A 24,708-nucleotide genomic window follows, 5' to 3' on the forward strand; every position below is an offset into this window, starting at 1 on the left:
TTTTTTTTATTTAGTATATCTATTTTGTTGTAATTTTATATGTTAAAAGTCATTAATCATGATTATATCATTGATTTAAAAAGACCAACTCGCTATGCGAATTGGTCTTTTTATTACTATGCTATTTATAGTATTTCTTCATAAAAAAGAACTGCTTACTCGGTAGCATTGTCTTTCTTATATTTCCATAATGATTGGTAAAATCATTGGACGACGTTTTGTTTTTTCGTATAGGAATGGTGCTAATGTATCTGTAATCTCATTTTTAATTTCAGACCATTGTGTTGTTTTGCGCTCCATTACCTTTTCTAAATGTGTTGTAATTAATGTTTGTGCATCGTTGATTAAATCGCTGCTCTCGCGCATATAAACGAATCCACGAGAGATGATATCAGGTCCTGCTGCAACTTTAAATTCTTTCATATCGATGCTTACAACTACGATAACCAGTCCTTCTTCAGAAAGAATGCGACGGTCACGTAATACAATGTTACCGATATCCCCAATGCCGTTTCCATCAATATAAACAGAGCCGGATGGGATTTTTCCAGCAACGCTCGCTTCATCTGAACGTAAGGCAAGAATATCACCATTATCCATAATGAAGCAATTTTCTTCTGGAATACCACAATCGTTTGCTAAATTCATATGCATACGTTGCATGCGATACTCACCATGGATTGGCATGAAATATTTAGGTTTAATTAGACGTAGCATTAGTTTTTGTTCTTCTTGTCCACCGTGTCCACTCGTATGAATATTTGAAAGTTTCCCATGAATTACATCAGCGCCAGCACGATATAACATATTGATTGTGCGGCTCACACTAACAGTATTTCCTGGAATTGGTGAAGAAGAGAAAACCACTGTATCGCCAGGAATGATTTGAATCTGACGGTGTGTACCATTAGCAATACGAGAAAGTGCTGCCATTGGTTCTCCTTGACTACCTGTACATAAGATGACAACTTGATTAGCTGGTAGTCGATTTAATTGAGATGATTCTACAAACGTATCTTTTGGACAGCGAATATAACCAAGATTTTGACCAATCTCAATTGCTGCTTCCATGCTTCGGCCAAAAACAGCTACTTTACGATTGTTTTCAACAGCAGCTTCGACAACTTGCTGTAAACGATGAATATTTGATGCAAAGGTTGCGAAGATAATACGTCCTTCCACTTTGCGGAAAATATCTTGAATGCTATCACCAACGCGTCTTTCAGACATTGTAAAGTTAGGGACTTCGCTGTTTGTACTATCGGATAAGAGACAAAGTACACCATCTTTACCGATTTCGGCCATTTTTGTTAAATCTGCAGGTTCACCAACTGGTGTGAAATCAAATTTAAAGTCTCCCGTATGAACAATTTGTCCTTGTGGTGTTTTCACAACGACTCCATAGGAATCTGGAATACTGTGCGTTGTACGGAAGAAGGAAACAGATGTCTTTTTGAATTTAATAACATCATCTTCTTGAATTTCGTAAAGTTTTGCTTTACGAAGTAATCCGTGCTCTTCTAATTTGTTTTTAATTAAGGCAATTGCTAATTTTCCACCGTAAATTGGGATGTTCACTTGGCGTAATAAGTAAGGGATCCCACCGATATGATCTTCGTGACCATGTGTGATAAATAGCCCTTTAATTTTATCTTCGTTTCGTACAAAATAAGTGTAATCAGGAATCACGTAATCGATTCCGAGAAGTTCGTCTTCTGGAAACTTAATTCCAGCATCAATTATAATAATTTCATCTTGAAATTGAACAGCATATGTATTTTTGCCGATTTCACCAAGTCCACCAAGAGCAAAAACGGCAACCTGATCATTTTTTAGGAATTTCATAAATTATACAATCTCCGTTAGTGTTAAATCAGCATTTTGCTTTTCGTATTCAAGATGAGCGCCAGTAACAGACTGAACAAACTCAATATTATATGCGAACTTTTTTAACTTTGTACGAACATCTCTTTCAGATTCAGCCTCTAAATATAAAACTTTTGTATTTTCACGTACTGGAACCTCAGTCATTTTTTCTTGATAAAATACTTTAAAAATCATTGGGAAAACCTCTCCTTGTCTATGTTTTGCATTATCTGTTACCTATTATAAAGCAAACAGTGATGATTTTCATGTTTTTTCGAATGGGAATGAAGAAAAAGCCCGAAATGGGCACCATTTAAGCAATTGTCTTTTTACGGACTAAATCATTTAAATAGCGTTTTAGCTTTTTCTTCAGCTTCTTCAGCATGATTACTCCTTCCTTTCCTTATTTTAAACGTGCATATGCATTTCATGCTTATGAGTAAGAACTCTTTCCTTCTATATTCTTAATGATGATAGAATGGGAGTGAGTGGATTGCTGTTTTAATGATTGAATGAGTTTTCGTTCTCCGTATAGGTTATCCCGTATTAACGAACGGTAGCCGTTAGTTATGGGTATAGTATGGGAAAGATTAGAAAAGAAAATTCATTCGAACAAATATCAGCATCCTTTTGATAGTATATGCACTTTTTGTAAATAAGGTTAGGAAGTGAACGCTTTCTTCACAGATGTTTAATATGTTATACTTTTTTTTAGAATTTGAAAAGTAATAATCAGAGTAGGAATATAGAAGGGGTAGAAAGGGTTTTGGTAAATGAATGATAAAATTGTCTTTTTTGATATTGATGGAACATTGCTAGATCATGATAAAAAAATCCCGCAATCTACAAGGGAAGCCGTACGTGCTTTGCAAGAAAAAGGAGTACATGTAGCAATTGCAACAGGACGTGCTCCGTTCATGTTTGAAGACATTCGTAATGAACTTAATATCCATAACTATGTAAGTTTTAATGGACAATATGTAGTATTTGAAGACGAGGTTATATTTAAAAATCCATTGCATCCAGAGACGCTACGTACTTTTACGTCGTTTGCAAAACAGGAAGGATATCCTCTAGTTTATTTGGATCATGAGGATATGAAAGCAACAATAGAATATCATGCCTATGTAAAAGAAAGCTTTGGTAGTTTGCAATTTGAACATCCAGTATATGAACCAAATTTTTATGAAAATCGTGATATTTATCAAACACTTCTTTTTTGCCAAGCAGGTGAAGAAGAAAAGTTTCTTCATGATTACCCAGATTTCCACTTTATTCGTTGGCATGCGTATTCGATGGACATTATCCCAAATGGCGGTTCAAAAGCAAAAGGAATTGAAAAATTTATTGAGAAATTAGGATTCAAACGTGAACAGGTTTATGCTTTTGGAGATGGGTTAAATGATTTAGAAATGATTGAAGCGGTAGGAACAGGTATTGTGATGGGGAATGGTCATGAGGAATTGAAAAAGCTTGCAAATTATGTGACGAAAGATGTTAGTGAAGATGGTATCCGTCATGGGTTGCAGTGGGCTGGATTACTTTAATAAGAGATTATGGAAACCATTCCATAAAGAAGTGAAATAGATAGTAGTCAAAAAAGCAGAAGCTGTGGCTTCTGCTTTTTTATCGTTCTAGAGGTTTTGCATCCTCAGGAGCTGCAAAAGGATTTTCTTGGTTAATGTGATCATAGAACATTACACCGTTTAAATGATCAATTTCATGTTGGAATACAATCGCTGGTAATCCTTTTAAACGTAATTTCACTTTTTCACCATCAATAGTAGTTGCTGTAACTGTAATTCTTGTATAGCGAGGAACATAGCCAGGCACTTCACGATCTACGGATAAGCAACCTTCACCAGCTGGTAAGTATGTACGTTCAACAGAATGGCTAATGATTTTTGGATTGAATAGAGCATAGCTATATAATGTTTCATTGGTGTCTGTAACATGAACAGCGATCATTCTTTTTGAAACACCAATTTGTGGAGCTGCTAATCCAATTCCAGGACGTAATTTATATTTTTCAACCATTTCAGGGTTTTGACTATTGATCACAAATTCAATCATTTCTCGTAATATACGTGTATCTTCTTCATTCGCTGGCAGTGGTACTTCTTCTGCTACTGCTCTTAGAACGGGGCTTCCTTCACGAATTACATCATTCATTGTAAGCATATGTAATCTCTCCTTTCTCCTTTAGTCTACCAAAGGAGATGAAAAAAGTCATGGTAAAGTACATGGAGATTCTATACACATATAGTTTACAGAAGAAACTTTAGAAGAGGATATTTTGAATAGCATGCTTTAGCGATAAATGTTCTTGTGATAAAAAGAAAAGACGGCAAAGCCGCCTGTTCCTTTCCATAGTTGTTTTGTTTTACATTAACGAATGCAAGCTGCACCAACGATAATTAAAAGGATAAACAACACAACGATTAAGGCAAAGCCGCGGCCAGATCCGCATCCGCCGCCACAAGAACCGCCATAGCCATAGGAAGGATATGAGCAAGTTGGATAACAATATGTGTATCCGTACATGAGATGACCTCCTTTATCAGTTCCCGCTAATATTGCGGTTACTATAATGTATGGAGGGGTAGGTAAGAATGTATGGGCAGTTATCTAGAAATGGAAGAAGAGCTTGCATATTTTTATTACAAAGAGAGAAAAACTAAGGAGAATTAAATCGTTTACATATTATTCTATGATCAAAAGTAGGTTAAATAGGGAATAATATAACAGTAGGTTATTGCCTACTAATACAGATGTGAAAATAAAAACACGTAGGTATCGTGGAAAACTTAATGTTCTTCATAAAAAAACGTAACCAAAGTAATTGACATCGTGATTAGAATAGTTGTAAACTAAAAAACGTGATCAAGATTGTATTAATATGTTTCATAAAAAACATTAGTACAGATTGTTAGGTACACAAAATTATTCTCAACCGACAGGTGAGCTTGTTGGTTTACATGGTTGCGTTTTCGGACTAGCCAATTGCTAGTGAAAGCGTTTCAGAATATGGTTCAAGAGAGGAAGAGGTGAACGGAATGGGTACTAAAACAAAAAAGACCCTATTTAATGTTGATGAGCAAATGAAAGCTATCGCAGCTCAATTTGAAACATTACAAATTTTAAATGAAAAAGGCGAAGTTGTAAATGAAGCAGCAATGCCTGAATTAACTGATGATCAATTAAAAGAATTAATGCGCCGTATGGTGTATACTCGCGTACTAGATCAACGTTCTATTTCTTTAAACCGTCAAGGACGCTTAGGTTTCTACGCACCAACAGCTGGACAAGAGGCTTCTCAATTAGCAAGTCATTTTGCTCTTGAAAAAGAAGACTTCATTTTACCAGGATATCGTGATGTTCCACAATTAGTATGGCATGGTTTACCATTATACCAAGCATTCTTATTCTCTCGTGGACACTTCATGGGTAACCAAATGCCTGCAGATGTAAATGCACTTGCTCCACAGATCATTATCGGTGCGCAAATCATCCAAACTGCTGGTGTTGCGTTAGGTATGAAATTACGTGGTAAAAAATCTGTTGCAATTACTTACACTGGTGACGGTGGTGCTTCACAAGGTGACTTCTACGAAGGTATGAACTTTGCAGGTGCATTCAAAGCTCCAGCAATCTTCGTTGTTCAAAACAACCGTTACGCAATCTCTACTCCAGTAGAAAAACAATCTGCAGCAAAAACTGTAGCACAAAAAGCAGTTGCAGCAGGTATTTACGGAATTCAAGTAGACGGTATGGACCCATTAGCTGTATATGCAGCAACTGCTTTTGCTCGTGAGCGCGCAGTAAATGGTGAAGGCCCTACTTTAATTGAGACTTTAACATTCCGTTATGGTCCACATACAATGGCTGGTGATGACCCAACTCGTTACCGTACAAAAGATATCGAAAATGAATGGGAACAAAAAGATCCAATCGTACGTTTCCGTGCATTCTTAGAGAACAAAGGCATTTGGTCTCAAGAAGAAGAAGAAAAAGTAATCGAACAAGCTAAAGAAGACATTAAAGAAGCAATTGCTAAGGCTGACCAAGCTCCAAAACAAAAAGTAACTGATTTAATGGAAATCATGTACGAAGAAATGCCTTACAACTTAGCTGAACAATATGAAATTTACAAAGAAAAGGAGTCGAAGTAAGCCATGGCTCAAATGACAATGATTCAAGCAATCACTGATGCTTTACGCGTTGAAATGAAAAATGACCCTAACGTACTTGTATTTGGTGAAGACGTTGGTGTAAACGGCGGTGTATTCCGTGCTACTGAAGGCTTGCAAGCTGAATTTGGTGAAGACCGTGTAATGGATACTCCACTTGCAGAATCTGGTATCGGTGGACTTGCAGTTGGACTTGCACTTGAAGGCTTCCGTCCAGTTCCAGAAATTCAATTCTTCGGTTTCGTTTACGAAGTAATGGATTCAATTTCTGGTCAAATGGCTCGTTTACGTTACCGTTCTGGTGGACGTTGGACTGCTCCAATTACAGTTCGTTCTCCATTTGGTGGTGGCGTTCATACTCCAGAATTACACGCTGATAGCTTAGAAGGATTAGTTGCACAACAACCTGGTCTAAAAGTTGTTATTCCATCTACTCCATATGATGCAAAAGGCCTTTTAATTTCTGCGATTCGTGACAACGATCCAGTTATCTACTTAGAGCATATGAAATTGTACCGTTCATTCCGTCAAGAAGTACCAGAAGGCGAATACACAGTTGACCTAGGAAAAGCTGATGTTAAACGCGAAGGTACAGATGTATCTGTTATCGCATATGGTGCGATGGTACACGCTGCATTAAAAGCTGCTGAAGAACTTGAAAAAGAAGGTATCTCTTTAGAGGTTGTTGACTTACGTACAGTTCAACCATTAGATATCGAAACAATCATCGCTTCTGTTGAAAAAACAGGCCGCGTAGTTGTTGTTCAAGAAGCTCAAAAACAAGCTGGTATTGCAGCAAACGTTGTGGCGGAAATTAACGACCGTGCAATCTTAAACTTAGAAGCTCCAGTTGTACGTGTTGCAGCTGCTGATACAGTATTCCCATTCTCTCAAGCTGAGAGCGTATGGTTACCAAACCATAAAGATATTGTTGAAGCTGTTAACAAAGTAATGAACTTCTAATTTTAGTTTTTCATGTGCAAAAGAAATCAGCACATGCTGATTTCTTTTGCACTTATTCCATAATAATGATATAAATCAGGGGGCTGAATTCCGTGGCATTTGAATTTAAACTACCAGATATCGGTGAAGGTATCCACGAAGGTGAAATCGTAAAATGGTTTATTAAACCAGGCGATGAAGTAAACGAAGACGATGTACTTCTTGAAGTACAAAATGATAAAGCAGTTGTAGAAATCCCTTCTCCAGTTAAAGGAAAAGTACTTGACATTCTTGTAGAAGAAGGTACAGTAGCAGTAGTAGGAGATGTTCTTGTTAAATTTGACGCTCCTGGATATGAAAACCTTAAATTTAAAGGTGACGATCATGACGGAGCTCCAAAAGCTGAAGAAGCTCCAGCAGCGGCAGCTACTCCAGCAGCAACTGAAGAAGTAGTTAATGAGCGCGTAATTGCTATGCCATCTGTTCGTAAATATGCACGTGAAAAAGGTGTAGACATCCTTAAAGTAGCTGGTACTGGTAAAAACGGTCGTATTGTAAAAGCTGACATCGATGCATTTGCAAATGGTGGACAAGCAGCAGTAGCAGCAACTGAAGCTCCAGTAGCGGCAGAAGCTCCAGCAGCGAAAGAAGAAGCACCAAAAGCACAACCAATTCCAGCTGGTGAATACCCAGAAACTCGTGAGAAAATGAGCGGTATCCGTAAAGCAATTGCGAAAGCAATGGTTAACTCTAAACACACAGCTCCTCACGTAACATTAATGGACGAAGTAGATGTAACAGAACTTGTTGCTCACCGTAAAAAGTTCAAAGCTGTTGCAGCTGACAAAGGTATTAAATTAACTTACCTTCCATACGTTGTAAAAGCGTTAACATCTGCATTACGTGAATACCCAATGTTGAACACTTCTTTAGATGATGCATCTTCAGAAATCGTTCATAAACATTACTTCAACATCGGTATCGCAGCTGATACAGACAAAGGTCTATTAGTACCAGTTGTTAAAGATACAGATCGCAAATCTATCTTCACAATCTCTAACGAGATCAATGAACTTGCTGGTAAAGCACGTGACGGTCGCTTAGCTCCAGCTGAAATGAAAGGTGCTTCTTGCACAATTACAAACATTGGTTCTGCAGGTGGACAATGGTTCACTCCAGTTATCAATCACCCAGAAGTAGCAATCCTTGGTATTGGCCGTATCGCTGAGAAACCAGTTGTGAAAAACGGTGAAATCGTTGCAGCTCCAGTATTAGCATTATCTCTAAGCTTTGACCATCGTTTAATTGACGGCGCAACTGCTCAAAAAGCATTAAACCAAATTAAACGTTTATTGAACGACCCACAATTATTAGTAATGGAGGCGTAATAACAATGGTAGTAGGAGATTTCCCAATTGAATTAGATACAGTCGTTGTTGGTGCAGGTCCTGGTGGATATGTTGCAGCAATTCGTGCAGCACAATTAGGTCAAAAGGTAGCAATTATTGAAAAGGCTAACCTTGGTGGCGTATGCTTAAACGTTGGATGTATTCCTTCTAAAGCATTAATCAATGCAGGTCACCGTTATGAGAATGCAAAACATTCTGATGACATGGGTATCACTGCTGAGAACGTAACAGTTGATTTCACAAAAGTTCAAGAATGGAAAAACGGCGTAGTTAAGAAATTAACTGGCGGTGTTGAAGGCCTTCTTAAAGGTAACAAAGTTGAAATCATTCGCGGTGAAGCTTACTTTGTAGATGCAAACACATTACGCGTAATGACTGAAGATGCAGCTCAAACGTATACGTTTAAAAATGCTGTTCTTGCAACAGGTTCTACTCCAATTGAAATTCCTGGATTCAAATACTCTAAACGTGTTCTTAACTCAACTGGTGCTTTAAGCTTACCTGAAATTCCGAAAAAGCTTGTTGTAATCGGCGGCGGTTACATCGGTATGGAATTAGGTACTGCATATGCAAACTTCGGTACTGAAGTTACTGTATTAGAAGCTGGCGATGAAATCTTAGCTGGTTTTGAAAAAGCAATGAGCCAAGTTGTAAAACGTGCCCTTCAGAAAAAAGGTAACGTAACAATCCATACAAAAGCTATGGCTAAAGGCGTTGAAGAAACTGAAAACGGTGTAAAAGTTAGCTTCGAAGTTAAAGGCGAAGTACAAACTGTAGAAGCAGATTACGTATTAGTAACTGTAGGTCGTCGTCCAAATACTCAAGAAATCGGTCTTGAGCAAGTTGGAATTAAAATGACTGACCGTGGTCTAATCGAAATCGACGAACAATGCCGTACGAATGTACCAAACATCTATGCAATTGGTGATATCGTTCCTGGACCACCATTAGCTCATAAAGCTTCTTACGAAGGTAAAGTAGCTGTTGAAGCAATTAGCGGTCACGCAGCGGCAATCGATTACATCGGAATTCCAGCAGTATGCTTCACTGATCCAGAATTAGCATCTGTTGGTTACACTAAGAAACAAGCTGAAGAAGCTGGAATGACAGTAGCAGTTTCTAAATTCCCATTCGCTGCAAACGGTCGTGCATTATCATTAAACAGCACAGACGGTTTCGTACAACTTGTAACACGTAAAGAAGATGGTCTTCTTGTAGGTGCACAAGTTGCAGGTGCAGGTGCTTCTGACATTATCTCTGAGATTGGTTTAGCTATCGAAGCTGGAATGACAGCAGAAGATATCGCTCAAACAATCCATGCTCACCCAACATTAGGTGAAATTACAATGGAAGCAGCTGAAGTTGCTCTTGGAATGCCAATTCACATTGTAAAATAATATAAAATAAAAAAGAACCCGNNCGGGTTCTTTTTTATTTTATGAATCATTCTTTTAAAGCTTTAGTATGGTTAGCAAGGTCATTATGTGTGTTTGTCGAATGAATATATAATGAATGTACGTAACTTGAGTAGCAATGCATTAGACTCACCTTTGAAAGAGAAGTACATCTTTTCGTATTATGTCATTGATTGGATTTCAATCCCATATATTATAATAAAATAGGGCATGTCAAAGGAGACGGTTCCATGAAAATCATACATGTTATATTTTATCATTTTCTTTTATGGAGTGGGTTTTCTATTGTGTTATTATTATCGAACGGTGATAAGTTCCATTATAAAGTGATGCTCTTTTTCGTATTCCTTTATTTAGCATATGTAATTGCTTATATTATTCTCAGTGCAAGAAAACAGGCTTTGTTTCTTACTTGTGCGAATAGTATGCTGTTTTTAATGATATCTTTTCTTTTATAAAAGTTAACGTTTATAAAAATACATTGTTCTTCCATTAAATAATTGTAATTCCCCTTCTAATTTTTTCGCTAAAAAACGGCAGAACTCATTTGCTTTTCCTTTATCACCAAACGTTGCAGTAGAAGGTAAAGAAAGTTGAATAAAAGTTTGCTCGTTTTCTGTTCCAATCCCTACATAAATAGAAGAATATCGATCATGACTAGATTTCAGTTCCAGCGTCGTGTCTGATGTATTGAGTATCTCGTAAGGAAAAGCAAAGTTTGCATATGCATAACTAACTTGGATGCCAGTCTGAGAGGTGATTTTTTTGTAATACTGAAAAAGCTGCTTTACATCTTCCACTGAAACAGATTGCTGCTTAGATTTAGGTACAAGTTTAATAAATGCATGTTGCATAAAAGGTTTCCTCCTGACTTCATGTATGTTGTTATTTTAACACTGTTGTAAATTTTTTGACAATTAAAGGGATCTATCTTTTTTTGTTTAATATATATGAGTAGAGAGTATTATTTAGAAAGGAGGAAGTAAATGTTTGAAAAATTGTATGATGAACATGAAAGTGTGCAGGTGCGTTTTTTAGGGTTTATGACACATGAAAATCGCTATGATTTTGGAGTCATCTATACAAATATGTTTTTTGGGAAGCCTCTTGTGGTTTGTATGCAAACAGGACGAGCGACTCTCCTTGGACCAGATGATGTAGAAAATGTTCAACATTTACAAGAAGTTTTCAAACTAGGATCAGAGGAAGAGGCTGATGATTTAGCACAATTTTTTAAATTTCTTGTTCCACATACTTCCTTACATGCGGAGTATGAAGAATAAATAAGAAGAAACAGTCGTACTTATATGATATGGCTGTTTTTTTGTGTTATTATCTCATACTAATATAAATTTTAAAAAATAAATGTGCTATACTCAAAAACCTATTGACGTAAAAAGTATAACATATTAAAATAAAGACAGAAAGTTAAGCGGTTACAAAAAAGTTTTTGGGATTATAAACTTAGGGGGAAATGAAAAATGGGAACAATCGTATGTCAAGATTGTGAAAGTACAATTGCACACTTCGAGGATGAGAAAGTAACGGTACTTTACGGGAAATGTGGATCTTGCGGATGTGATCACAAAGAGCATACAACGGCCCAGTAATATATAGGAATCTTGCAACTAAAAAAGTTTTTAGGACCATAAACTTAGGAGGAAATAAAAAATGGGAACAATCGTATGTCAAGTTTGTGAAGGAACAATTGCACACTTTGAAGATGAAAAAACAACAGTACTTTACGGGAAATGTGGATCTCATTGCGAATGTGATCACAAGGAACATACAACGGCCCGATAATATATAGAGACGTATAAAAAAGGTCTAGGAAGTATAAATTTAGGGGGAAATAGAAAATGGGAACAATCGTATGTCAAGTTTGTGAAGGAACAATTGCACACTTTGAAGATGAAAAAACAACAGTACTTTACGGGAAATGTGGATCTCATTGCGAATGTAATCACAAGGAGCATACAAAAGCCCAGTAATAGAGTAAAACGCCTGCATCTGCAGGCGTTTTTTAGTAGATAGTAGTTGTGTGACCAATTGTTGCAACGATTGCATCATCTCTAATAGGGATAAATCCTAGCGTTGTTTGTAGATTGCTTGTAGAAGCATGTTGGCTCATGAGGCGGCTATCTATACGTGTAATAAAATCAGTTAAGTATGCTGAAATAAAGGCATATGGAATTCTTCGGTCATTTAATAGATAAATAATTTGTTCTTTTGTTTTTACACCTACACCGTGACCATAATAAAAGTAATTCCCTAAATAAATTGCATTTTCTCCTTGCCATTCAATCGAAGCTGGATTCACTTGTGGATTTTTAAAGTAAACAAGGTCACCGGGAACGATATCGCCACCTGTTTTTGTTATTAATTTTAGGTCATGATCATAATCCCATGTATAGAGTAAGAGGTTTGCAAATAGATGGTTGAACGTTTCTTCATCATATAATGCTAATAGCGCTTTATAAAAAATAATAATCATTGCTGTTGCACACTCTGTGCCATACATTTTTCCATTTTTAAAAATATCTCGTATCGCGACGGAAGATGGTACGCCAGGGCGTAATTGAAATCCTCCCAGTGATGTTCTTTGCCAAAACTCAGGATTGCAAAAGGATTGCTGAAATGTCCGAAACTGAAATCCACTTTGAAAAAGTTCTAATGCAGAAGTAATAATGTTAATTCGTAAATTTAGATCAAAGCTAAGTTCATCAGCTGTTCGGAAGGAGTATACTTCTTGATTTCCAGTCATAATGGCTAAAATTTGTTGTTTCTCAGTAGCAAACGGTTCGTTTTCATTTGTGATATAAGGATGTACAATAGAGCGACCAATCACAATCATAATGGTATCCCCACCTATACGTTACATTCTCTAGTATCGTATGAATAAACGAAAAAATGGTGAAAAAAAAGCCTATCAACTGATAGGCTTGTATTCTTTAATAACACGTAATGTTTGTAACGTCATATCTTCAGGACCTTGTACTGGTAGACCAGCTTCTAAATTTTTATGAATATAATCTAAGTTTTCTTGTGTAATAATTTCACCCGGAGTAAAGATTGGAATCCCTGGTGGATAAACCATAACAAAATCAGCTATAATGCGGCCAGCAGCATTTTCAAACGAGATAACCTCTGTTTCTGAATAAAAGGCATCTCGAGGAGAGAGAGCAAGTACAGGAATTTCTGGAATTTCAACTTGTACTTGAACACCTTTGTCGGCTCTATGTTTAAATGTCGTTGCCATTTCTTGTAAGGCTCTAATAAGAATGTTTGTTTCATCTTCTGTATCGCCTAGTGTAACAAGACATAGAATGTTATATAAGTCTGAGAGCTCAACTTCAATATTGTAATGTTCTCTTAACCATACTTCTGCTTCATGACCTGTAATTCCTAAGTCCTTTACAGACACAATTAGCTTTGTTGGATCATAGCTAAACGTGGCATCTGTACCTAACATTTCTTTTCCGGGACAATCAAGATGTTCAATATCGTTTATGGCGTCACGAACATGCTCAGCTAGCTGTATTGTTTTTGTTATTAATACTTTTCCTTCAGTTGCAAGTCTTTTTCTCGCAACATCAAGGGAAGCTAGCAAAATGTAAGAAGTCGATGTAGTTGTAAGCATACTAATAATCGATTGGACATGTTTTACATTTACGAGGCCTTCTTTTACATTTAAAATAGAGCTTTGTGTTAATGATCCGCCTAGCTTATGAACACTTGTCGCTGCCATATCTGCACCCGCTTGCATAGCTGACATCGGTAATTCATCATGAAAATGGATGTGGACACCGTGAGCTTCATCAACTAATACAGGTATTTCGTAGGAATGAGCTAATTCTACAATTTGCTGCAGGTCTGCGGCGAATCCAAAATATGTTGGATTAATAACGAGTAATCCTTTTGCATCTGTGTGTTCCTCAAGTGCTTTTTTTACGGATTGAATCGTAATCCCGTGTGAAATACCGAGTTTCGGATCGATTTCAGGATGAATGAAAATTGGTTTTGCACCTGAGAAAATAATGGCTGACATTACAGATTTATGAACGTTTCGCGGTACGAGAATTTTATCTCCTGGGCCACAAACACTCATCACCATTGTCATAATTGCTCCGCTTGTACCTTGAACTGAAAAGAAAGTATGATCTGCACCGAACGCAGTAGCTGCTAAATCCTGTGCTTCTTTAATCATACCTTTTGGATGATGTAAATCATCGAGCGGCGCAATGTTAATTAAATCAATTGCTAATGCATTATGCCCAATAAATTCGCGAAATACAGGATCCATTCCCTGTCCTTTTTTATGACCTGGAATATGGAATTGAATAGGATTTCGCTTACTGTGCTCTACTAAAGCGGTAAACAATGGTGTTTTGTATTGGGACAATCTATACACCCCTTCTTCTTTGAAATATTTATTATGCTTTGTTTTATGACATCTTGTTCAATAAGAAAGTTATCTTCCCTTGTATAGTTATATAACGATCTCTAAGAACTAGATTCGTTTTACTTACCATTCATAAAAAAGTTTTTTGAAATGGAAGTTTCACTTTATTTTCTATAAAACAAAAGCATTATATCACCAATAATTATAGATGTATAGAAAAATATCATTTTTAGCGTATGTATGATTTCTAGTCATTCAATTTTATTTTTCATTTTTCTCATAGAGGAAGACAATTCTATAAAAAAAGAGAAATAGTGTATAATGCAAAGTGGCTATACCAAAGGATGAAATTGTAATCTTTAAGGTAGCATAATAACAAAACAACAAAAGATAGATGAGGTGTAAGAATGGAATATCAATATCCACTTGATTATGATTGGTCGAACGAGGAAATGATTGCGATTGTGAAATTTTATGAGGCGATTGAAAAGGTATATGAAAAAGGAATTGTTAGAGAAGAATTGATGGGATTGTATCGTAGGTTTAAAGAGATTGTTCCATCGAAAGCGGAAGAGAAGAAAATTGATAAAGAGTTTCAAGAGGTAAGTGGATATTCTATATATCGTGCCATGCAAAAAGCGAAAGAAGTAGAAGAACAAAAGATTGTTAAAATATAAAAAAGATTTTGAAAAATAAAAATTGAAGTGCTATAATGTGATAACAACTAAAAACGGACAATATATATTGTCCGTTTTCTACTATCGATTACAAATTTTATATAAAGGAAGGAGTGATTGCATCGTAGATTCAACCTTGGCAAGAAATTGTTCATTGGTCATTTCTGAAAATTCTTCTGGCGAGATATGAATACCGACTAATAGCTCTGCTTTCTTTACAGTGGCTAAGCGTTCGATCATTTTTTGTAAATCTTTCGATTCTAATATGTTATGTGATTTTACACTTGGTTTAGTATGGTCAATGGACCAAACGAAGTCATTTGGTATATTTGTTTTTAAATCATTTAAATGTTCTAAGAAGGCATGAGCCGCTTCCACTTTTTGCGGACACTCATAGATTAAACCAAAGTATATGAAGGCATGGGTACCCCATAAGCCAATTTGAAAATGTGGTAACATCTTATACCCGCGTTTATTTGTTGAAAAAGCAACCCAAGTATCGTTTGGTGGATTGACTTTGCGGCGTGCGTGTTTCGCTACATGGTAGAAAAAAGTTTCCCCAGTTTGCTCGGATAAATAATGGGAAAATTGTTCGCCTAAAGCTTCTAATTTTGGATGAATATTTGTTTTAATAGCATTCATTCGTTCTTCAAGACCATCAACAGAAAAAACAGCAAAGTCAGTTGATTTAAATGTTTGTAATGTCATGACAGTTCCTCCAACTCCTAGTTTGTTTTTTTATTTTAGCATAGCTTGTACGATTCATAAAAAAACAGCACAAAAAAATTTCAGTAAAAAAAATATAATTTTGTTGCATAGATGATTTATCCAACATAGTATAGTATAAAACAAAAAATCAGAAAATTAAGTTAATTCTAGTCCGAGGGCAGACGAATATTGGGAGGAGGCAAATAAAAATGAGACAGGTGATTAATGCGTTAAAGAGAACAGATGCTGAAAAGAGAATTCCGGTATTGAGATTGGAATTAGATTATGAATTAGCGACTTTATATGATGCTATGATGGAGAATGATAATCAGAAAAAAGAAGAGTGCGTACAAAAATTAGAAGTGCTAAGACTTGAAATGATTCGTTTAGAAGCGTAATAATAGTATATGTATAAAAATTTAGTTGGTGCGAACCTTATAAAGGGTTCGTTTTTTCTGTGAACAGTATAGATCGAGGTGTTTAAAATATGCAAGAGGTATGGAAAGAAATCGATACACATGCAAAACAGTGGATTCGAGAAGCTGGGGAACGTTTAATGGCATCGTTGAAAAAATCACTTATTGTAGAAACGAAGTCAAATGTCACTGATCTAGTAACAAATATGGACCGAGAAATAGAACAGTTTTTAATTGGGAAAATTAAAGAAACATTCCCGGATCATTATATTTTAGGAGAAGAAGGATATGGAGACAAAATCACTTCTCCGAATGGGGTTGTTTGGTTAATTGATCCAATTGATGGTACGATGAATTTTGTTCATCAAAAAAGAAATTTCGCAATTTCGATTGGCATTTATGAGAACGGTATCGGAAAAATTGGCCTCATCTATGATCCGGTTCATGACGAACTGTATCATGCTATAAAGGGGGAAGGAGCATTTTGTAACGGTATAACCATTCCTACTTTAGAGAAAGGTACAGTAGAAAACGGAATTATCGCTTTAAATGCTACGTGGCTTACTGATAATCCATTACTTAATATGGAAAAAATGATGAAGCTCGTGAAAAAAGCACGAGGAACACGCTCATATGGTTGCGCAGCACTAGAAATGGTATATGTTGCAACAGGGAGATTAGATGCTTACGTGACGCCGCGATTATCTCCTTGGGATTTTGGTGGAGGGCTAATCATTGTAGAAGAAGTTGATGGCAAAGTAACGACATTTGCTGGTAAAGCAATTTCTATTGTAGAAAAAAGTAGTGTATTAGTTGCGAAGCCGGGAGTATATGAAGAGTTATTACCATTTGTATCACAGTAACAAAAAAAGTAAGAGGCTACGAAAAGCTTCTTACTTTTTACTGTTACTGTGATTTACGCATTTTTCGTTTTGTTACAAATCCGTATCCAACTGTAACAAATGTTCCGATAATGCAAATAATAACACCGATGGGACTATTTTCAGCAATCATAATTCCAATGCCAATTAAGAAAATAACACCGATAATAGCTATTAATAAAAAGCGATATTGAATGTGTTCCATATCTTCACCCTCCAATCTCATTTTACTTTCACAAAAGTAAGAATACAACTATATTTTCATTCTTGATTTTATTTTGATTGCCATTGTATCCCCTTCGCTCTTATAATAGAGAAGGATTAAAAAGACACTAGGAGTTGGACATGTTGAAAAAACGACAAGATTTACGAAATATAGCAATTATTGCCCACGTTGACCATGGTAAAACAACACTTGTTGACCAATTATTACGTCAAGCGGGGACTTTCCGTGCGAATGAACACGTTGAAGAACGCGCAATGGATTCAAATGATCTAGAAAGAGAGCGCGGTATTACGATTTTAGCGAAAAATACTGCGATTCACTATGAAGATAAACGAATTAACATTTTAGATACACCTGGTCACGCTGACTTCGGTGGAGAAGTAGAACGTATCATGAAAATGGTAGATGGTGTTTTACTTGTTGTTGATGCATATGAAGGTTGTATGCCACAAACACGATTTGTTTTAAAGAAAGCTCTTGAGCAAAATTTAACTCCAATCGTTGTAGTAAACAAAATTGACCGTGACTTTGCTCGCCCTGATGAAGTAGTTGATGAAGTAATCGATTTATTCATTGAACTTGGTGCAAACGAAGATCAATTAGAGTTCCCAGTTGTATTTGCTTCAGCAATGAACGGAACAGCGAGCTTAGATTCAAATCCAGCAAACCAAGAAGAGAATATGAAATCATTATTTGATACAATTGTTGATCATATTCCAGCACCAATTGATAACAGTGAAGAGCCACTTCAATTCCAAGTAGCACTTCTTGATTATAATGATTATGTAGGTCGTATCGGAGTTGGTCGTGTATTCCGCGGTACAATGAAAGTAGGACAACAAGTTGCACTAATGAAGGTTGATGGAAGTGTAAAACAATTCCGTGTAACAAAATTATTTGGTTACATGGGATTAAAACGTCAAGAAATTGAAGAAGCAAAAGCTGGAGACCTAGTAGCTGTTTCTGGTATGGAAGACATTAACGTTGGTGAAACGGTATGTCCAGTTGAACATCAAGAAGCATTACCATTATTACGTATTGATGAGCCGACACTACAAATGACATTCCTTGTAAATAACAGCCCATTTGCAGGTCGTGAAGGTAAATATATTACATCTCGTAAAATTGAAGAGCGTCTTCGTTCACAATTAGAAACAGATGTGAGCTTACGTGTAGATAATACAGAATCTCCTGATGCATGGATTGTATCTGGACGTGGAGAGTTACACTTATCTATCTTAATTGAAAACATGCGTCGTGAAGGTTATGAACTTCAAGTATCTAAGCCTGAAGTAATTATTAAAGAGGTTGATGGCGTAAGATGTGAGCCTGTAGAGCGCGTACAAATCGATGTGCCTGAAGAATACACTGGTTCTATTATGGAATCAATGGGTGCACGTAAAGGTGAAATGTTAGACATGGTGAATAACGGAAACGGTCAAGTTCGCCTTACTTTCATGGTTCCGGCACGTGGTTTAATTGGTTACACGACAGAATTCCTAACATTAACTCGTGGTTATGGTATTTTAAACCATACATTCGATTGCTACCAACCAGTACATGCTGGACAAGTTGGTGGACGTCGCCAAGGTGTTCTTGTTTCACTTGAAACAGGAAAAGCATCACAATACGGTATTATGCAAGTTGAAGATCGTGGTGTAATCTTCGTTGAACCAGGTACAGAAGTATATGCTGGTATGATTGTTGGAGAACATACACGTGAGAATGATTTAACAGTTAACGTTGTAAAAATGAAACAACAAACTAACATTCGTTCTGCGACGAAAGATCAAACTTCAACAATGAAAAAACCACGCTTAATGACTTTAGAAGAGTCATTAGAGTACTTAAACGATGATGAGTTCTGTGAAGTAACTCCAGAATCAATTCGTCTTCGTAAAAAGATTCTTGATAAGAGTGAGCGCGAAAGAGCTGCTAAGAAAAAGAAATCTGTCGAAGCTTAAGTAATGTAGGGCTGCCTTTTGATAAAAGGCAGCTTTTTTATTGTAAATATTTTTTGAAAATTTACTCTTTTGTGTGGACAGTACTTTTTTTGCAGGGTACTCTTATAGTAAGTACATTGAAAATGAAAGAGAAGGAGTTGTTATTCATCTGCGTGAGTAAGGGGGAGAAGTGTAGTGCTTGAAAAAATGTCATTTTTTGCGAAGTTGTACAATGTAGATGTCAATCCAGAAGTGGGGATGTGGTTGCTTTACGGTACAATCATCATATTAAGTGCGCTTGTATATAATTTAGGATTTGCTCGGAAGTTATCTTTACTAAAAAATATTGTAATTTATGTGTCTTTAGCAATCGGGTGTACTGTTTTAACTTTCTTTGCGGTTTTTTTACCAGTTGGGGAGGGGCTTGTTGTGGCTGCAATTGTGCTCGGTATGTATAGATTACGCTTACGTCAAGCGAGGCAACAGAAAGCAAGTTAAAGGGGGAAGTTTTCATGCGTTCCGTACAAGATGTGCTATATAATTGGTTAACAATTAAAACGGTTATGGAAGCACGCCCGCATGATATGGCTGCCCAAGAAACATATGGGTTATTTCATAACATGCTATATGAGGACTATCAATTAAAGAATATAACGGTTGAAAAGAACGAGGAGATGTATGTAATTACATACGAAAAAGATGGAGAAATACGGTCTGCAAGATTTCCATTAGAATTGATTGATTGTTTTTTAGAGCAGATGAACCGAGAACCAGAAAAATATAAATAAGTCCTCATCTAAATGATTAAGGACTTATTTTACAGGTTACCATTCATCTTCTACTGTTTTATCACGATATAAATGAAACTTGCCGCTTGCATGGCGTTCCATTGTACGTTCTGTAATACGCTCTGTACATTTCATGCACATATATGTATGAATTGGACGGTTACGAAGCTTTTTGGCCATAGGGTTTTCGTCATCTAGCTCATCTTTTTTATCACAAATCATGCATTTGACTCTCATTTCGTCACCTCAATACAAATTCTATCGTTATAAGTATATCATGTAAGTTTGATGTTTTTGAACTGTAGAGGAAAAAAATAATATTTTCGCAATTCGAAAAATAAGTTATCATAAAGATAAGAAAAATTTGGAGGTGGAAATATGGCGAATGTGGTAGAACCTACATTGACAGATTCCTTAGTACAATCTTTACGTAAGGAGAATATTGTTACAATAGCAACTACTGATTTTGAAAAAAATATTCCTAATGTCAGTGCTATTTCATGGGTATATGCAATGAGTGAGACTAGTATTCGATTTGCTGTGGATCAACGTTCACGTATTGTGGAAAATTTAAGACATCATGCAGAACTTGTATTAACTATAATGGCAAATGAATCCGTATTTTCCATTAGCGGTGAAGCAAAGGTTTTAACTGATAGAATGGAGGGTGTTTCCCTTAAGTTAACTGTAGTAGAAGTAGCTGTAAAAGAGGTCCGTGATGTTATGTTTTACGGAGCAAGGCTTGTTGCAGAACCAACATATGAAAAGACATACGATATTCGAGCTGCTAAAAAACTTGATCATCAAGTGTTAACAGGGATGAAAGAATTGTGAAAGTGGATGAACAACTGAGGTGGTTCATCCTTTTTCTACTTCCTGGTAAATTATAAATGTTAATAATGAAGTGCTTTTGAATAGGAGAGAACGCAGAAAGATTGAAGAAAAGTTTTAATTTATATGAATTTCGATTCTACCTCGTTTATACGGTACATATAATTATAACAATGGTTCGTCCATATTATGTGATGGATGAAACCCTTGTTCTACAAATTTAAAAGTGGAGTCAGGGGGTAACAGGTTGGATAAAATTTATGTGTTAGATACGAATGTACTTTTGCAGGATCCTTTATCTATTTTTTCTTTTGAAACAAATGAAGTAGTGATTCCAGCAGTTGTATTAGAAGAGGTTGATTCGAAAAAACGTTATATGGATGAAGTTGGACGAAATGCCCGTTATGTATCTAAGCTAATAGATAAATTTCGTGAACTTGGAAAGCTGCATGAAAGTATTCCTCTGGAAAATGGAGGGACATTTCGTATTGAATTAAATCATCGCTCGTTTGTTCAACTGCAAGATATTTTTGTAGAAAAAACAAATGATAATCGTATTTTAGCGGTCGCAAAAAATTTATCCTTAGAAGAGCAGGATAAAGAAGATGGGAAGTCTGTTATTTTAGTAAGTAAAGATGTCCTTGTAAGAGTAAAAGCAGATGCATTAGGCTTACAAGCCGAAGATTACTTAAGTGATCGTGTAATTGAAGTGGAAAATATATATTCAGGATTTTTAGAAAGCTACATATCAAAAGAACAGTTGAATTATTTTTATGAAAAAGGAGAGCTTCCTTTATCCGAAATTGCAAATCACCCGTTTTATCCAAATCAGTTTATTGTAATGAAAGATGCGTTAGGGGGATCAAGTTCTGCGCTTGGAATCGTTGATAACTTAGGGAAAAAAGTAAAAAAACTCATTTTTCATAATGAGCAAGTTTGGGGAATACGTCCGCGAAATGTACAGCAAATTATGGGATTAGAATTATTGCTCCGTGAAGACATTCCGCTTGTAACTTTAACAGGTAAAGCGGGCACTGGTAAAACGTTGCTTGCACTAGCTTCTGGACTTATGCAAACGGAGGATTTAGGTTTGTATAAAAAGCTTCTTGTCGCAAGACCTATCGTCCCTGTTGGAAAAGATATTGGTTATTTACCTGGAGAGAAAGAAGAAAAATTAAGGCCGTGGATGCAACCGATTTTTGACAACCTAGAGTATTTATTTAATACCAAAAAGCCTGGTGAATTAGATGCTATTTTAGCAGGTATGGGTTCGATTGAGGTCGAAGCACTTACGTATATACGAGGAAGGAGTATTCCAGATCAATTTATTATTATTGATGAAGCACAAAATTTAACGAAACATGAAGTGAAGACAATATTAACAAGGGTGGGAGAGAAAAGTAAGATTGTGTTAATGGGGGATCCTCAGCAAATCGATCATCCTTATTTAGATGAATATAATAATGGCCTAACATATGTTGTAGAGAAGTTTAAAGAACAAAGAATTAGTGGGCATGTAAAGTTTGTAAAAGGAGAACGTTCTAATTTAGCACAATTAGCAGCAGATTTATTATAAAAAGGAGTGGGCAAAAGCCCACTCCTTTTTATTCTGTTATTAGATAGGAAGCATCTGGTTAAATAACTGTAAATTTACGGATATTTCGAATCGGATTATTTTTATTAGAACCGTCATCAAAGTAAAGGTGAACAGGTCCGTCCTCTCGTAATGGTTTCCCGTCTTTTGAAAAGCCGAGAATAGCATTTTGGACTTTTTCTAATGGAAATGTGATTGTATCATGCAGCGTTTCAATTTCAACATGTGTTGCACTATCTATAATTTCGGCATTTTTGAAAAAGGGATGAAGTGGTATACCGAATGTTCCGGTAATAAGTTGCTCTTTTTTGAATTTCTTTACGCTCTTTTGAATCGGTGGGAAAATTGCACCATCACGAATCTCACGGTCCCAATGTTCAGAAGTGTGTTTCAGATAGGTTTCTAATTCAGATGTTTCTTCTCTAGTTTCACTAAAATAAGTTGTTAAATCTACTTTTCGATCATCAAAAATCCAAACGCTTGGATCGATGGTAATTGGAAAGCGTACTTTTCCGTTTATAAACAAAATTTCACTCATTGTTGTTCCCCCATTTGTATTATGCTCCCACTTTTCAGTATAATAGGATTAGACACGGTTGTCACAAAAAATGTTTCTATTGCAATTTATTAAAACTATCGCTAATATTAATAGATAGGATAGTAGGACGGAAACGGAGGGAATCAATTTGGCGTCTGAGACAATAGCAAATCATCAGGAAAAGGCACTTGCCCTTCTACAAGCGGATGCGGAGAAGATTTTAAGACTTATTAAGGTGCAGATGGATCACCTTACGATGCCGCAATGTCCATTATATGAAGAAGTGTTGGACACACAAATGTTTGGGCTATCCCGTGAGGTTGACTTTGCGGTTCGTCTTGGTCTTATTACAGAAGAGCAAGGGAAAGAGATGTTAGGAGAGCTTGAACGGGAATTATCAGCACTTCATGAAGCATTTACAAATAAACAACAATAACGGGTTCAAATAAGGGGGCTCAAACTGATTCAGTTTGAGCTTTTTATTTGTATAATAAAGCAGGAAGAATATTGATACATATGGAATACAACAATTAAAATGAAAACAGAAAGAGGATATTGCATGAAAAAAGTATGGAAGTCAATGGATTATTCATTATTGCTTCCTCTTGTCATTTTATGTGTACTGGGAGTGATAATGGTATACAGTGCTAGCTCTATTTTGGCTATTACAAAGTATGCTAAACTGAATTTGCCGAGTGATTACTTTTTTCGTAAGCAATTAGTAGCATTAGGTATAGGGACAGTATTGGGATTAGGAGTGATCGCTGCGATTCCATATCAGTTTTGGAGAAAACGAATTGTTTTGTTACTAATGATACTAGGAAGCATTGGATTGTTATCTTTATCATTATTACTTGGAACGACAGCGAATGGTGCGCAAGCGTGGGTGTTTGGTATACAGCCGGCGGAATTTGTTAAAATAGCTATCATTATCATACTTGCACGTTTCTTTGCAAGAAGACAAGAAACAGACACTTCAGTATGGAAAGGATCAGCAGGCACAATTTTGTTTATAGGGTTAGTGGTATTTTTAATTCTGAAACAAAATGACTTAGGGACGGTATTGTTGATTATAGGCACTGTCGGGATTATGTTTCTTTGTTCAGGAGTTCCGATTAACAAGTGGATAAAGCGTCTGTTGTTAAGCTCAATTGTATGGATTCCGCTTTTATACTTAGTTGGTAACTATGCATTGAAACCCTACCAAAAAGCACGTTTTACAGCGTTTTTTAATCCATTTGACGATCCACAAGGTACTGGATTTCAGCTAGTGAACTCTTTTATTGGAATTGCTTCAGGGGGACTAAATGGTAGAGGGATTGGAAATAGCATACAAAAGTATGGGTATTTACCTGAACCACATACAGACTTTATTATGACAATCATATCTGAAGAACTTGGTTTTATCGGTGTAGCGATTGTTTTAATTTGTTTGTTACTCATCATTATTCGTTCATTTAGGATTGCTCAAAAGTGTAAAGACCCATTTGGAAGTTTAATAGCAATTGGTATCGCTAGTCTGATTGGAGTACAAACATTGGTTAATGTTGGTGGTATGTCTGGGTTATTACCTCTTACTGGTGTACCTTTACCATTTATCAGTTATGGTGGTAGTTCTTTAATGGCTAATTTATTTGCAATGGGCATATTGTTAAATATAGCCAGTTACGTAAAAAAACAAGAGAAGCAGCAAGAAAGAATAAATCAGAAGAAAGAACACGGTGAACGACATCTTGTTGTCGTGAAATAAAATAAAACTTTAACTAGTGGGGCTGTATTCTCTGCTGACTATTACTGCTAGCAAATAGCGGGATAAAAAGGCTTTGTGTTTTCGAACACAGAGCCTTTTTATTATATTGATTTTTTAATATGTTATACTTTT

Annotated in this window: 31 protein-coding genes; 20 read left to right on the forward strand and 11 right to left on the reverse strand. The window is 36.2% G+C overall.

All coding sequences use genetic code 11. The annotated features are described in order from the left end of the window. Positions 1–177 precede the first annotated feature (177 nt). Both rnjA and COO03_RS03050 read right to left on the reverse strand, forming a co-directional pair. Positions 178–1,845: a ribonuclease J1 gene (rnjA, locus tag COO03_RS03045; RefSeq protein WP_097894997.1), complete on the reverse strand. Its 1,668-nt coding sequence runs from the start codon at positions 1,843–1,845 to the stop codon at positions 178–180. 3 nt (positions 1,846–1,848) lie between these two features. Beyond that, on the reverse strand, positions 1,849–2,061 hold the full coding sequence (locus tag COO03_RS03050; protein WP_097894998.1) for a DNA-dependent RNA polymerase subunit epsilon: 213 nt from the start codon (positions 2,059–2,061) through the stop codon (positions 1,849–1,851). Between the two features lie 578 nt (positions 2,062–2,639). Between COO03_RS03050 and COO03_RS03060 the strand changes: the two genes are divergently transcribed. Continuing rightward, entirely contained in the window at positions 2,640–3,413 is a 774-nt protein-coding gene (locus tag COO03_RS03060) for a Cof-type HAD-IIB family hydrolase (protein WP_097894999.1), read from the forward strand. A gap of 79 nt (positions 3,414–3,492) precedes the next feature. Here COO03_RS03060 and def read toward each other — a convergent pair whose 3' ends face one another. Together def and COO03_RS03070 are read right to left on the reverse strand one after the other, a co-directional pair. Beyond that, complete coding sequence (def, locus tag COO03_RS03065) at positions 3,493–4,047, reverse strand: peptide deformylase (RefSeq protein ID WP_097895000.1); 555 nt, start codon at positions 4,045–4,047, stop codon at positions 3,493–3,495. Between the two features lie 207 nt (positions 4,048–4,254). Then, the gene (locus tag COO03_RS03070) at positions 4,255–4,410 is read right to left on the reverse strand and encodes a YjcZ family sporulation protein (RefSeq protein WP_097895001.1); all 156 of its coding nucleotides are present in this window, start codon (positions 4,408–4,410) and stop codon (positions 4,255–4,257) included. 512 nt (positions 4,411–4,922) lie between these two features. Between COO03_RS03070 and pdhA the strand changes: the two genes are divergently transcribed. From pdhA to COO03_RS03095, 5 genes are all read left to right on the forward strand, one after another. After that, positions 4,923–6,038, forward strand: coding sequence for a pyruvate dehydrogenase E1 component subunit alpha (gene pdhA / locus COO03_RS03075; RefSeq protein ID WP_097895002.1), 1,116 nt, complete (start codon positions 4,923–4,925; stop codon positions 6,036–6,038). Positions 6,039–6,041: 3 nt separating this feature from the next. Further along, positions 6,042–7,019, forward strand: coding sequence for a pyruvate dehydrogenase complex E1 component subunit beta (pdhB, locus tag COO03_RS03080; protein WP_097895003.1), 978 nt, complete (start codon positions 6,042–6,044; stop codon positions 7,017–7,019). 92 nt (positions 7,020–7,111) lie between these two features. Next, the gene (gene pdhC, locus COO03_RS03085; RefSeq protein WP_097895004.1) at positions 7,112–8,386 is read left to right on the forward strand and encodes a pyruvate dehydrogenase complex dihydrolipoyllysine-residue acetyltransferase; all 1,275 of its coding nucleotides are present in this window, start codon (positions 7,112–7,114) and stop codon (positions 8,384–8,386) included. 5 nt (positions 8,387–8,391) lie between these two features. After that, a complete protein-coding gene (lpdA, locus tag COO03_RS03090) occupies positions 8,392–9,804 on the forward strand; it encodes a dihydrolipoyl dehydrogenase (RefSeq protein WP_097895005.1) in 1,413 nt (470 codons plus the stop codon). Positions 9,805–10,052: 248 nt separating this feature from the next. Continuing rightward, complete coding sequence (locus COO03_RS03095; RefSeq protein ID WP_097895006.1) at positions 10,053–10,280, forward strand: hypothetical protein; 228 nt, start codon at positions 10,053–10,055, stop codon at positions 10,278–10,280. 3 nt (positions 10,281–10,283) lie between these two features. Here COO03_RS03095 and COO03_RS03100 read toward each other — a convergent pair whose 3' ends face one another. Then, positions 10,284–10,676 carry a DUF1885 family protein gene (locus COO03_RS03100; RefSeq protein WP_097895007.1) on the reverse strand — a complete coding sequence of 131 codons (393 nt, stop codon included), beginning with the start codon at positions 10,674–10,676 and terminating at the stop codon, positions 10,284–10,286. Positions 10,677–10,808: 132 nt separating this feature from the next. Here COO03_RS03100 and COO03_RS03105 point away from each other — a divergent pair, with 132 nt between their 5' ends. The 4 genes from COO03_RS03105 (at position 10,809) to COO03_RS03120 (ending at position 11,813) form a co-directional block, all read left to right on the forward strand. Further along, complete coding sequence (locus COO03_RS03105; protein WP_097895008.1) at positions 10,809–11,105, forward strand: DUF3055 domain-containing protein; 297 nt, start codon at positions 10,809–10,811, stop codon at positions 11,103–11,105. Positions 11,106–11,303: 198 nt separating this feature from the next. After that, the gene (locus COO03_RS03110) at positions 11,304–11,432 is read left to right on the forward strand and encodes a GapA-binding peptide SR1P (RefSeq protein ID WP_097895009.1); all 129 of its coding nucleotides are present in this window, start codon (positions 11,304–11,306) and stop codon (positions 11,430–11,432) included. Positions 11,433–11,493: 61 nt separating this feature from the next. Beyond that, on the forward strand, positions 11,494–11,625 hold the full coding sequence (locus tag COO03_RS03115) for a GapA-binding peptide SR1P (protein WP_097895010.1): 132 nt from the start codon (positions 11,494–11,496) through the stop codon (positions 11,623–11,625). Between the two features lie 56 nt (positions 11,626–11,681). After that, on the forward strand, positions 11,682–11,813 hold the full coding sequence (locus tag COO03_RS03120; protein WP_097895011.1) for a GapA-binding peptide SR1P: 132 nt from the start codon (positions 11,682–11,684) through the stop codon (positions 11,811–11,813). A gap of 32 nt (positions 11,814–11,845) precedes the next feature. Here the strand turns inward: COO03_RS03120 and COO03_RS03125 are convergent, their stop codons facing one another. Together COO03_RS03125 and COO03_RS03130 are read right to left on the reverse strand one after the other, a co-directional pair. Then, positions 11,846–12,676 carry a protein-glutamine gamma-glutamyltransferase gene (locus COO03_RS03125; protein ID WP_097895012.1) on the reverse strand — a complete coding sequence of 277 codons (831 nt, stop codon included), beginning with the start codon at positions 12,674–12,676 and terminating at the stop codon, positions 11,846–11,848. A 75-nt stretch (positions 12,677–12,751) separates the two neighbouring features. Then, positions 12,752–14,233, reverse strand: a complete 1,482-nt coding sequence (locus tag COO03_RS03130; RefSeq protein ID WP_097895013.1) for an aminotransferase class I/II-fold pyridoxal phosphate-dependent enzyme — start codon at positions 14,231–14,233, stop codon at positions 12,752–12,754. A gap of 398 nt (positions 14,234–14,631) precedes the next feature. Here COO03_RS03130 and COO03_RS03135 point away from each other — a divergent pair, with 398 nt between their 5' ends. Then, the gene (locus COO03_RS03135) at positions 14,632–14,901 is read left to right on the forward strand and encodes a UPF0223 family protein (protein ID WP_097895014.1); all 270 of its coding nucleotides are present in this window, start codon (positions 14,632–14,634) and stop codon (positions 14,899–14,901) included. Positions 14,902–14,982: 81 nt separating this feature from the next. Here the strand turns inward: COO03_RS03135 and COO03_RS03140 are convergent, their stop codons facing one another. Next, the gene (locus COO03_RS03140) at positions 14,983–15,609 is read right to left on the reverse strand and encodes a YktB family protein (protein WP_097895015.1); all 627 of its coding nucleotides are present in this window, start codon (positions 15,607–15,609) and stop codon (positions 14,983–14,985) included. A 209-nt stretch (positions 15,610–15,818) separates the two neighbouring features. Here COO03_RS03140 and COO03_RS03145 point away from each other — a divergent pair, with 209 nt between their 5' ends. Continuing rightward, positions 15,819–16,007, forward strand: coding sequence for a hypothetical protein (locus COO03_RS03145; protein WP_001250169.1), 189 nt, complete (start codon positions 15,819–15,821; stop codon positions 16,005–16,007). Positions 16,008–16,096: 89 nt separating this feature from the next. Next, entirely contained in the window at positions 16,097–16,888 is a 792-nt protein-coding gene (locus tag COO03_RS03150) for an inositol monophosphatase family protein (protein ID WP_097895016.1), read from the forward strand. A 43-nt stretch (positions 16,889–16,931) separates the two neighbouring features. Here COO03_RS03150 and COO03_RS03155 read toward each other — a convergent pair whose 3' ends face one another. After that, on the reverse strand, positions 16,932–17,111 hold the full coding sequence (locus tag COO03_RS03155) for a DUF5325 family protein (protein ID WP_141523161.1): 180 nt from the start codon (positions 17,109–17,111) through the stop codon (positions 16,932–16,934). Positions 17,112–17,251: 140 nt separating this feature from the next. On the opposite strand from COO03_RS03155, the gene typA reads away from it, so the two are divergent. The 3 genes from typA to COO03_RS03170 all read left to right on the forward strand — a co-directional run bounded on the left by typA (position 17,252) and on the right by COO03_RS03170 (position 19,863). Next, entirely contained in the window at positions 17,252–19,096 is a 1,845-nt protein-coding gene (typA, locus tag COO03_RS03160) for a translational GTPase TypA (RefSeq protein WP_097895018.1), read from the forward strand. Between the two features lie 174 nt (positions 19,097–19,270). Then, entirely contained in the window at positions 19,271–19,573 is a 303-nt protein-coding gene (locus COO03_RS03165; RefSeq protein ID WP_097895019.1) for a YlaH-like family protein, read from the forward strand. 14 nt (positions 19,574–19,587) lie between these two features. Beyond that, positions 19,588–19,863 carry a hypothetical protein gene (locus COO03_RS03170; RefSeq protein WP_097895020.1) on the forward strand — a complete coding sequence of 92 codons (276 nt, stop codon included), beginning with the start codon at positions 19,588–19,590 and terminating at the stop codon, positions 19,861–19,863. A 36-nt stretch (positions 19,864–19,899) separates the two neighbouring features. Here COO03_RS03170 and COO03_RS03175 read toward each other — a convergent pair whose 3' ends face one another. Then, the gene (locus COO03_RS03175; RefSeq protein ID WP_097895021.1) at positions 19,900–20,100 is read right to left on the reverse strand and encodes a YlaI family protein; all 201 of its coding nucleotides are present in this window, start codon (positions 20,098–20,100) and stop codon (positions 19,900–19,902) included. 141 nt (positions 20,101–20,241) lie between these two features. On the opposite strand from COO03_RS03175, the gene COO03_RS03180 reads away from it, so the two are divergent. After that, on the forward strand, positions 20,242–20,697 hold the full coding sequence (locus COO03_RS03180; RefSeq protein WP_097895022.1) for a pyridoxamine 5'-phosphate oxidase family protein: 456 nt from the start codon (positions 20,242–20,244) through the stop codon (positions 20,695–20,697). Positions 20,698–20,941: 244 nt separating this feature from the next. Further along, positions 20,942–22,270 carry a PhoH family protein gene (locus tag COO03_RS03185; protein ID WP_097895023.1) on the forward strand — a complete coding sequence of 443 codons (1,329 nt, stop codon included), beginning with the start codon at positions 20,942–20,944 and terminating at the stop codon, positions 22,268–22,270. A gap of 58 nt (positions 22,271–22,328) precedes the next feature. On the opposite strand, the gene COO03_RS03190 is transcribed toward COO03_RS03185, so the two are convergent. Beyond that, a complete protein-coding gene (locus tag COO03_RS03190; RefSeq protein WP_097895024.1) occupies positions 22,329–22,826 on the reverse strand; it encodes a hypothetical protein in 498 nt (165 codons plus the stop codon). 148 nt (positions 22,827–22,974) lie between these two features. Here COO03_RS03190 and COO03_RS03195 point away from each other — a divergent pair, with 148 nt between their 5' ends. Beyond that, positions 22,975–23,262: a YlaN family protein gene (locus COO03_RS03195; RefSeq protein ID WP_097895025.1), complete on the forward strand. Its 288-nt coding sequence runs from the start codon at positions 22,975–22,977 to the stop codon at positions 23,260–23,262. Positions 23,263–23,385: 123 nt separating this feature from the next. Then, positions 23,386–24,576, forward strand: coding sequence for an FtsW/RodA/SpoVE family cell cycle protein (locus tag COO03_RS03200; protein ID WP_097895026.1), 1,191 nt, complete (start codon positions 23,386–23,388; stop codon positions 24,574–24,576). Positions 24,577–24,708 lie beyond the last annotated feature (132 nt).

This window comes from Bacillus sp. AFS098217 (genome assembly GCF_002551815.1).
In the GTDB taxonomy this organism is placed as follows: domain Bacteria; phylum Bacillota; class Bacilli; order Bacillales; family Bacillaceae_G; genus Bacillus_A.